The 241-nt window shown below is 73.0% G+C and carries 1 protein-coding gene; it reads left to right on the top strand.

The window, feature by feature from the left end; translation table 11 throughout:
* The coding region (locus tag DSOL_RS26570) for a hypothetical protein (RefSeq protein ID WP_207649707.1) at positions 1–241 on the top strand (241 nt) is incomplete at both ends.

Here is a 241-nt window from a genome sequence, read left to right as displayed (position 1 = left end):
GTCCATGGGCGAGACGGCCACGGCCATGGCCCAGATGAACACCTCGATCCTGGATGTGGCCCAAAGCGCCGCCCGGGCGTCCACCAGCGCCGAAAACGCCCGGACCCGGGCCGCCGAAGGCGCAGCGGTCATCGACCGGGCCCTGGCCGCCATCGTGTCCCTGGAGGGCCTCACCGGCCGGCTGCGCCACGACATGGCCGGGCTGGCCGAACAGGCCCGGCTCATTGGCGGGGTCATGGAC

The sequence above is a fragment of the Desulfosporosinus metallidurans genome (assembly GCF_001936615.1).
Lineage (GTDB): Bacteria > Bacillota > Desulfitobacteriia > Desulfitobacteriales > Desulfitobacteriaceae > Desulfosporosinus > Desulfosporosinus metallidurans.
Note: the sequence above shows the minus strand (reverse complement) of the source record. Positions and strands in the feature narration are given on the sequence as shown.